The sequence below is a fragment of the Microvirga sp. GN3 genome (genome assembly GCF_055792825.1).
On sequence record NZ_JBVVAK010000263.1, the window covers coordinates 1 to 6,814 of the forward strand.

At 57.4% G+C, this 6,814-nt stretch carries 11 protein-coding genes; 3 read left to right on the forward strand and 8 right to left on the reverse strand.

The features are described 5' to 3' along the window. The first annotated feature begins 258 nt into the window (after window positions 1-258). A complete protein-coding gene (locus ACS5Q1_RS45665; RefSeq protein WP_473104418.1) occupies window positions 259-651 on the forward strand; it encodes a hypothetical protein in 393 nt (130 codons plus the stop codon). A gap of 65 nt (window positions 652-716) precedes the next feature. On the opposite strand, the gene ACS5Q1_RS45670 is transcribed toward ACS5Q1_RS45665, so the two are convergent. The 6 genes from ACS5Q1_RS45670 to ACS5Q1_RS45695 all read right to left on the reverse strand — a co-directional run bounded on the left by ACS5Q1_RS45670 (window position 717) and on the right by ACS5Q1_RS45695 (window position 3,578). Further along, window positions 717-947: a hypothetical protein gene (locus tag ACS5Q1_RS45670; RefSeq protein WP_473104419.1), complete on the reverse strand. Its 231-nt coding sequence runs from the start codon at window positions 945-947 to the stop codon at window positions 717-719. Further along, window positions 944-1,237, reverse strand: coding sequence for an MbcA/ParS/Xre antitoxin family protein (locus ACS5Q1_RS45675; protein ID WP_473104420.1), 294 nt, complete (start codon window positions 1,235-1,237; stop codon window positions 944-946). The genes ACS5Q1_RS45670 and ACS5Q1_RS45675 overlap by 4 nt, the downstream gene beginning before the upstream one ends. After that, window positions 1,224-1,409, reverse strand: coding sequence for an antitoxin Xre/MbcA/ParS toxin-binding domain-containing protein (locus ACS5Q1_RS45680; RefSeq protein ID WP_473104421.1), 186 nt, complete (start codon window positions 1,407-1,409; stop codon window positions 1,224-1,226). Before ACS5Q1_RS45680 ends, ACS5Q1_RS45675 begins: the two co-directional genes overlap by 14 nt. Window positions 1,410-1,729: 320 nt before the next feature. Further along, entirely contained in the window at window positions 1,730-1,879 is a 150-nt protein-coding gene (locus ACS5Q1_RS45685; protein WP_473104422.1) for a WGR domain-containing protein, read from the reverse strand. 156 nt (window positions 1,880-2,035) lie between these two features. Next, window positions 2,036-3,190, reverse strand: a complete 1,155-nt coding sequence (gene repC / locus ACS5Q1_RS45690) for a plasmid replication protein RepC (RefSeq protein WP_473104423.1) — start codon at window positions 3,188-3,190, stop codon at window positions 2,036-2,038. Between the two features lie 175 nt (window positions 3,191-3,365). Next, the gene (locus tag ACS5Q1_RS45695; protein WP_473104424.1) at window positions 3,366-3,578 is read right to left on the reverse strand and encodes a hypothetical protein; all 213 of its coding nucleotides are present in this window, start codon (window positions 3,576-3,578) and stop codon (window positions 3,366-3,368) included. Window positions 3,579-4,220: 642 nt separating this feature from the next. On the opposite strand from ACS5Q1_RS45695, the gene ACS5Q1_RS45700 reads away from it, so the two are divergent. Then, the gene (locus tag ACS5Q1_RS45700; protein WP_473104425.1) at window positions 4,221-4,886 is read left to right on the forward strand and encodes an AAA family ATPase; all 666 of its coding nucleotides are present in this window, start codon (window positions 4,221-4,223) and stop codon (window positions 4,884-4,886) included. A gap of 391 nt (window positions 4,887-5,277) precedes the next feature. Here ACS5Q1_RS45700 and ACS5Q1_RS45705 read toward each other — a convergent pair whose 3' ends face one another. Next, window positions 5,278-5,544: a hypothetical protein gene (locus ACS5Q1_RS45705; RefSeq protein ID WP_473104426.1), complete on the reverse strand. Its 267-nt coding sequence runs from the start codon at window positions 5,542-5,544 to the stop codon at window positions 5,278-5,280. Window positions 5,545-5,925: 381 nt separating this feature from the next. Here ACS5Q1_RS45705 and ACS5Q1_RS45710 point away from each other — a divergent pair, with 381 nt between their 5' ends. Next, complete coding sequence (locus ACS5Q1_RS45710) at window positions 5,926-6,258, forward strand: hypothetical protein (RefSeq protein ID WP_473104427.1); 333 nt, start codon at window positions 5,926-5,928, stop codon at window positions 6,256-6,258. A 342-nt stretch (window positions 6,259-6,600) separates the two neighbouring features. On the opposite strand, the gene ACS5Q1_RS45715 is transcribed toward ACS5Q1_RS45710, so the two are convergent. Continuing rightward, window positions 6,601-6,814, reverse strand: a 214-nt coding sequence (locus tag ACS5Q1_RS45715) for a hypothetical protein (protein ID WP_473104428.1), incomplete at its 5' end; no start/stop codon positions are given.

The following is a 6,814-nucleotide window of genomic DNA, read 5'->3' on the forward strand; positions in this document are numbered from 1 at the left end:
GAAAGTCTCTTGCGACGCACGGCCGGTCCATCTGGGTCATGATCCACCTCCTGTTCTCAGAAGGGAATCGCACTTCAGACCGGACCGAAACCTCTTGAATCTACCTTTCAGTCCGATGCTCTAGAAGTTGACAATATGGGCTGCGTGGAGACGGACACTCCACCAGTCTTAAGGGTAATTATAAGCGTATCCAGACATGCCAAGTCGTTCGGGCTACCTTCCAATTAAAGCTGCGGCCCACACTCCGAGGTGAAACTGATGCGATCCGAAACACAGACCCTCACAGATGCAGGACTTGCCCGGAAGACGGAACTGGTTGCAATGGCTGGTGGCCTGTACACGCTTCCGGAGGTTGCATCACTCCTCAATGTTTCTGAGGAAGCAGTCGAGGATCAACACAAAGCAGGAGCGCTGATCGCGGTACGGAGTGAAGGCAGATACGGCTACCCAGCCTGCCAGTTCACATCTGATGGGATTGTCGAAGGTCTTGCTGCCAGCCTGGAGGCAATGCCACTCCGATCCGACTGGATGCGTCTCGAATGGCTCCTGGTCGCAGACGATGCACTCGATGGGCGTGCCCCTCTTGAAGCCCTCATGGAAGGTCGCATCAGGGATGTCATGGACATTGCACGAGGCTATGGGGCCGAGTGACTAGGAAGATCTCGGTGTTCGCGCCGGATTAGCATCTCGACATTCTGTCTCATTCGAAACATCGGTTATTGGGAGATGATCTGCTCAACTTCCGCACGGGAGAGATTTCGGACCTTTCTGTCCGGTGACATCTCACAGATGTTCCCTTCATCGTCCGTGAAGTACACGGGGTTGCCTGCCCTGAGGTGCTCCTCAACGGCCTCTGATATGGCCTGCTTGACGGCATCCTTGAATGCCGCCGTCCACTCAGGGCTGCCGAAAACGGCCTCATGAGCTGGCTCTCTTTCTGCATTCATGGGGGTATTCCGTGTTCGATCTGGCCGAGAAGCCGGAGGATGCGGTCCGTCTTACCCTGCCTGATCAGATCGAGAGGGATGGCCTGAAGAACCTGATTGGGCCTGATCAACCAGATCACACTCCGCTCACCGAAGACCTCTTGCACCCTCTCCATGAAAGGGGTGATCTCCGGCCCAGATCCTTTGAGAGACTTAAGCTGCTCAATTTGCTCCTCAAGGCGGGAGACTTCCTGGTCGATGGCGTGATCGAGGCTGGATTGAAAGTCTGGATCCCCTTCAACGGGCAGCATGTGGTCTTCTCCGCGAAGGAGCTTTCAGGAGCAGGAACTGGCCTGCCTCAGTCGCCATGAGCTCGTCCGGCGAACGTCCGCCGAACCACTGGTGAGGTCTCTTCAGAAAGTCCTCAGGATCATCATAAAGATCTGCAATGAGGGTGCGGATCTCGTCGGCCATCTGTGTCATGGACGAGAGTCTAGCATCACGGCTGATCGCGGCCAATTCTCTTAAGGGCAATCGTTGCGATGAGCTGAGGTGAAGGATAATTCCACCAATATCCGATTGAAGGTTCTCGTTATCACCGAATCGACTCAGCAAAGCTACGGCACAATCGGTCAGCCTCCGTAGCTTTGACTTCAGCGTACGAAATCGCGCCCCTCTCTGCATCGGTCACAGCAATCCTCCTACCCGTCTCTGAGCGCGTAGCCACGTCGGCACTTTCGCTCGAGCCAGGTCTCAAGAGCTTCCCTTGCACATGACTGGGTTTCATAAAGTTCGACCCTGCGCTAGCCTGATCGACCCAGACGGCCCCATTCCCGGATCAGGGTCGCATCCCCAAACAGGCTAGGCTCAATCGAAAGGACATAGTAGCGAGCCATATTGCAGCTTGGATCGCACCTGTGCAGGACCAGAAATTGGATCGTGTCTTGAGCCATGCGCCAGTGTCGCGCAGGCACCTCGACGAGGTCCAATCAAAGTCCTGAATCCATTCAGCACCAACGATTCACGTTCGTGATGCACCCTACCACCGCTGCTCTCTGAGCCGAAGCACACTGGCCAATCCGTCATCGCGCCGCGCACGAACTCTCTTCCTATGACATTCTTCGCCTCCTCATGGCCAGAAGCTCGACGGCGAGATCGATCTTGCCGGCTTTCACCATGCGGGTGAGCGCGCGGAAGTAGCCGCCAGGGTTCTTGATCCGGCTCTCCCCGCCGTTTTTGGCGACGTCGTCCTCGTAGAGTTGCAGGACGTAGATCACCGCGATGGCCGCCCTGGTGGTGCCGATGTCCTCAACGGCTTCAGCCCAAGCGCTTTCATGCGCCCCGAGGGATGCTCGCAAATAGCGGCCAGCCGACACAATGTCTGCCAGATCCCGAATGGGCTGGCCGTAGTCGCTAAGGGTGGGGCATGCCTCAAGGATCAATTCCGGTGATAGGTGCTCCGAGGTTTGTTCGGTATGAAGAACCGCCTCAGCTTTCTTCGGAAAGCCCTTGTTACAAGTCTCACTAGGAGATCCGTTGTTGTTATTAGTGTGACGGCACGTAGTTCCGCCATAGCCTGCTCGATAATAAGATTCCTCACACGCACTCCTGAGGGATTTCCACTCGTCGAGAATGTCGATCGGCATGGCCTTCGTGCTGCGCAACGGAGTCCGGGCCAGCAGCCCTCTCAGCCGCTCCTCAAGGTCGGAGCGATCGAGATCAGGGTACTCCCGTGACAGGCTCCCGAGCGCCTCCTGGGCGGCTCGTCTGGCGATCGTAATCTCGTCGAAAGTGCGCTTGCGGGCTTCCCGGGCCTGCTTCTGCTCGATCAGACGCTCGGCCCACTCCCCTCGCCTGGCATAGACGGGGGTCAGGTCGAAACCAAAGGCGTCGACAATCTCGCCAGCTAAGTCTTTGACGGCGTAGCGCTTCCCGTTGGGAGATTCCTTGGGGATAATCAGTTGCTGATCGATGAGGACACGGAATGCCTTGCGGATCCCCCTCTCGGACAACCCGGTCCGAGTAACCAAGTAGTCGTTGGACGGCCAGACCAGTAGCCGCTCCCATTCCTGCTCACCCCAGCAGGCGACCAGCTCGGACAGGACCGATCGGGGCCCGTTCCGCAATTCCAGGGCCTTGGCAGCCTCACGAGCTGCCGCAGATAGTTCTTTTCGCGTCACCGTGCGCCCGGCTTCGAGCGCAAGTTCTCTCGCGGCCAGAGCAGCATGTCTCAGCCGCCGGCCTCCTGACGATGCAGGCTGCATCGTACCCTCCATGTTGAGGGCAAAACGGGAGCGCTCACCGAAACCGATGCTCTTGACAGTCAGTTTGTCGGGATGTCATAAGGAAGGTGCAAATCAATCGCTTATGACCACCCCTCGGTGGTTCTCCAAAGGCCCTCGAAGTTTCCAGCTTCGTGGGCCTTTTGCTTTGCCTGGTTTACGTCACGACATTTCGATCCTTCTGGGCGAACATGGTCTCGAGCGCATGGGTGATGACCTCCTGGCGTGTCTTGAACCGGCCGCTCTCAACAGCTTGGTCGATCGCAGCCCCGAGAAGCCCAGGTATCCAGACGTTCAATTCCCGATCGCCCCGTTCCCGGCGAGATTTGCGGAAGCGTTGAACGCGCTCGGCTTGCTTGGCGTCAGGCATGGCATCCACCCGTTACACTCGTGCCATATCGAGAGATGCCCGATTCTGAGTTGGCTGTGGAGTCGCGCGTCAAGAATCCATTCACAATAGATCGATTCAGCGGTGGGAAACTTCTTTGCGCAGAATCATTTAGCTGAAAAGGCCGAATCAATTCGCATGTAAAAGCCCGGTTCCGGGCGATTAGAAGTTACGCACTGAATTCGAGATCGCCTAGTATTCGCACCGAAGTTCGATTCGCGATCCGGCTTTATGATTCGAGAACCGCTGGTTCGATGTGGTTAAGAACTCTTAACGAAACCACCGGCGTTTCTGGATATTTGAACTAGATTCTAGACTGCCACTGACGGGCCTTTGTCCGTATGTCGGCGGATCTCCTGGCTGGTCGTGAGCGCCTCAGGGACACAGAATACTGGATACGCGGTTATGGAATGAGATCATCAATCCGTGGCCGGAATCAATCTTCTGTTAACCATACGCGCGCGACTATGCATTGCCTGATCGATCTGGGACAGCGAGCAGGTCTTTCCACGACAACAAGCGGGGCGCGCTCATGCGCCTCGTTTGGTTTCGGTACGCGTTCCAACGCAATTACGGCCTCGTAATCGCGATCACAATCGATTTGCCCAGATTGGGAGAACTGGCATGAATGTTTTGGTTTTTGCTTCCCGCAAGGGCGGTTCTGGAAAGAGCACCCTTGCTGCGCATTTGGGGAGCTATATGGCCGAGCATTCTCGGCCGACGCTCCTGATTGATGCAGACCCTCAGGGATCCTTAGCTCTTTGGCACGAGGTTCGGGGCGCGGGGGATCTTTCGCTCCACGTCGGCACCAAGCATCTCGCGGCCACATTGGCGAAGGCGCGGCGCGATCGGATCGAATGGGTCTTGATCGACACGCCGCCCAATGCCGAAACCGCAGTGGCCGAGGCGATCTGGCACGCCGATCTTGTCGTGATCCCAATGCGTCCGGGGCTGTTCGATGTCGACGCGGTGCAGGCAACGATCCAGATCTGCCGTGACCTGAAAAAGCCATATGCGGTGGTGATCAACGCCGCGCCGGCCAAGAATGGCTCGGATGACCCGATGGTGACGGATGCACGAGGGGCGATGCAGGCGCTCGATGTTCCGACATGGGGCGGTCAGATTACTCATAGCCCTGAACTGTCGCTCCCCCTGGCCCACGGCGCCGGTGTTAACGAGTTCAGTTCCAGGTCGTCCGGATCGGAGGAGATCGGCAACCTATGGCGAACGCTCACAAGGAGCTTTGAGGCAATTGAGGCAATGACGGGCAAGTACGCTCAATCCGCCTGAGCATGTTCGGCCGATGCTTTGATCCTAGTCCGTTATGATGACCCGCGTGATCTTGGGCGGCACTGCCATGACCCACCAAATGCACAGGCAACAGGCGATCTCGGTCTGCAAACGGCAGACGCCGGCGGTCGAGCAGTTTACCTGCTCACCGCATGAGTGTGACACGACGGACCTGTTTCTTTCTCGCCCTTGATCCGGATCCGCGACAAAACCAGCGAAGCGGCTGAATAAGAATCTTTACAGGAAGTTCGTAGCCGGTGCCATGGCAGGGCCCTCTCACAGGGGCATAGTCACATTAATCGAGATACCGTCGGAAGACACCGTCAACTTAATTGAAGGGCTTCATTGCCGGACAAGTCATTAGAGACACAAGCAACTGCTTAGGCCACATTCAAGCGAGCTTGATCATGGTGTCGCAGAGGTCGATTTGATAGTCGTTCTTGCTTGCATCCGGTGGCAAACACTCCAATTCCTGGATCTTCAACCTCCAGAGTGATTCCCAGAAAATCGCATGTGCAATTGGTGGACGGATCGTCGCGCGTGCGACGTTGTCGAGGATGATTTGGCACGAGCCAAATCTACGTTGATCTCTGTTCGAATTCGGCTGGACAAGCAGGGAAATGAGAAGGCTCGGGCCTGTGGCGATGCTCTCATTCATGTCGCCCGAATGCTGTCAGATGGATTCAACATTAGTGTGTCAGATGCGCTGAGTGGACGTGGTTTGCGCACCGAGGACCTGGATGCTGCGCATCATGATCTTCGGCGCAGCGTGCAGCGATGCCGGACATTCCTCATCGAGAACTCGTCCTATTACGAGATGGCGGACGACTTGGTGAATGCCTGTTCCCTTCTTGAGCATATCTATAGGATGCGGTTCCATTCAGTAATGGCTGATCCCAAGCTGCGACCTGCGTGCGAGGAGGTTGCGCAGAATCTTGTCCTTCTGGTCGGGGCGCTCCCACGACCAGGGGCAAAGCAGAACCAGTCCAGCAGGCGCCGTGGGGCTCCGCGGATGGCAGCGTGATTCAGATCACCCGGCTTGGGCCGACCCAAACGCAATGCTGCCTTTCTGCTCATCCAGCTCAAAGCGACGGGCTTCCGGGTCGACGACGCGCCGCTCAGCTCCCGGATGAGGCCGTTGCTGGCCAGCAAGAAGGTCCTGGTCGGCCGGGAGTTCTATGTCTTCTGGCAGCAGGAGCTCGAAGCCAAGCGCAAGGCATTCGTTCTCTACAGCGCGCCTTCTCCGCAGACCGTGACAACCCAAGAAGTGACCTTGCCGCTGGGACACACCATGCGGATCATCTCCGTCGGGAAATGCCCAATCGGCATCGAAGTCACGCCGCCTGGATCGACTGAGATCAGCCCAGACTAGCGTTGTCCGACCCGTCTGGGTTCAATCGGGGGCCGCCGGAGTCGCACAGTCTGGACCGAAGTGGAGATGGTCGTGGGGCGAGCCTGCTCTTTCTGGTCATCAGGGTTCTGAAGAGAGGTCAATCCCTGTGAATCTCGTGGAGAACGGGGACAAGAACGAGAATTGTCACCAGCGATTGCTCGCAAAGGCTCAGAACTCGTTCTTGACTCTGTGAACCAAAACCTAAGCAGGTCCAGGGGCGCAGGAGCACAGTGATGCGCCGTCACTTTCTCGGTCGGCCGGGGATGATCCTGGACCTCCGCGGCCGTCCAATGACGAAAGGAGAAGGCCATGAACCCGTCGTCACAGTGGACGCTGTTCCTCGCCCGCCCCGGCCGTGACCGGCAGCACGTCATCCGGGATCCGCGAGGCGAGCCCCGGCTTATCCCTGGCGAAGATGATGGCACGCGGATCAACGATCGCCTCGCCCGGTTCCTTGTCGAGAGTCTGAATGCGGACCTTAATCCGGACGACCCGGATCCGGACGAGGGCTGGTTCCTGGATAGTCTGAGCGACG

Bases quoted from the DNA above. Each gene is read 5' to 3' on its own strand.
- ACS5Q1_RS45665 (WP_473104418.1), top strand. From the start codon at position 259: ATGCGATCCGAAACACAGACCCTCACAGATGCAGGACTTGCCCGGAAG.
- ACS5Q1_RS45670 (WP_473104419.1), bottom strand. From the start codon at position 947: ATGAATGCAGAAAGAGAGCCAGCTCATGAGGCCGTTTTCGGCAGCCCT.
- ACS5Q1_RS45675 (WP_473104420.1), bottom strand. From the start codon at position 1,237: ATGCTGCCCGTTGAAGGGGATCCAGACTTTCAATCCAGCCTCGATCAC.
- ACS5Q1_RS45680 (WP_473104421.1), bottom strand. From the start codon at position 1,409: ATGACACAGATGGCCGACGAGATCCGCACCCTCATTGCAGATCTTTAT.
- ACS5Q1_RS45685 (WP_473104422.1), bottom strand. From the start codon at position 1,879: ATGGCTCAAGACACGATCCAATTTCTGGTCCTGCACAGGTGCGATCCA.
- repC (WP_473104423.1), bottom strand. From the start codon at position 3,190: ATGCAGCCTGCATCGTCAGGAGGCCGGCGGCTGAGACATGCTGCTCTG.
- ACS5Q1_RS45695 (WP_473104424.1), bottom strand. From the start codon at position 3,578: ATGCCTGACGCCAAGCAAGCCGAGCGCGTTCAACGCTTCCGCAAATCT.
- ACS5Q1_RS45700 (WP_473104425.1), top strand. From the start codon at position 4,221: ATGAATGTTTTGGTTTTTGCTTCCCGCAAGGGCGGTTCTGGAAAGAGC.
- ACS5Q1_RS45705 (WP_473104426.1), bottom strand. From the start codon at position 5,544: ATGAATGAGAGCATCGCCACAGGCCCGAGCCTTCTCATTTCCCTGCTT.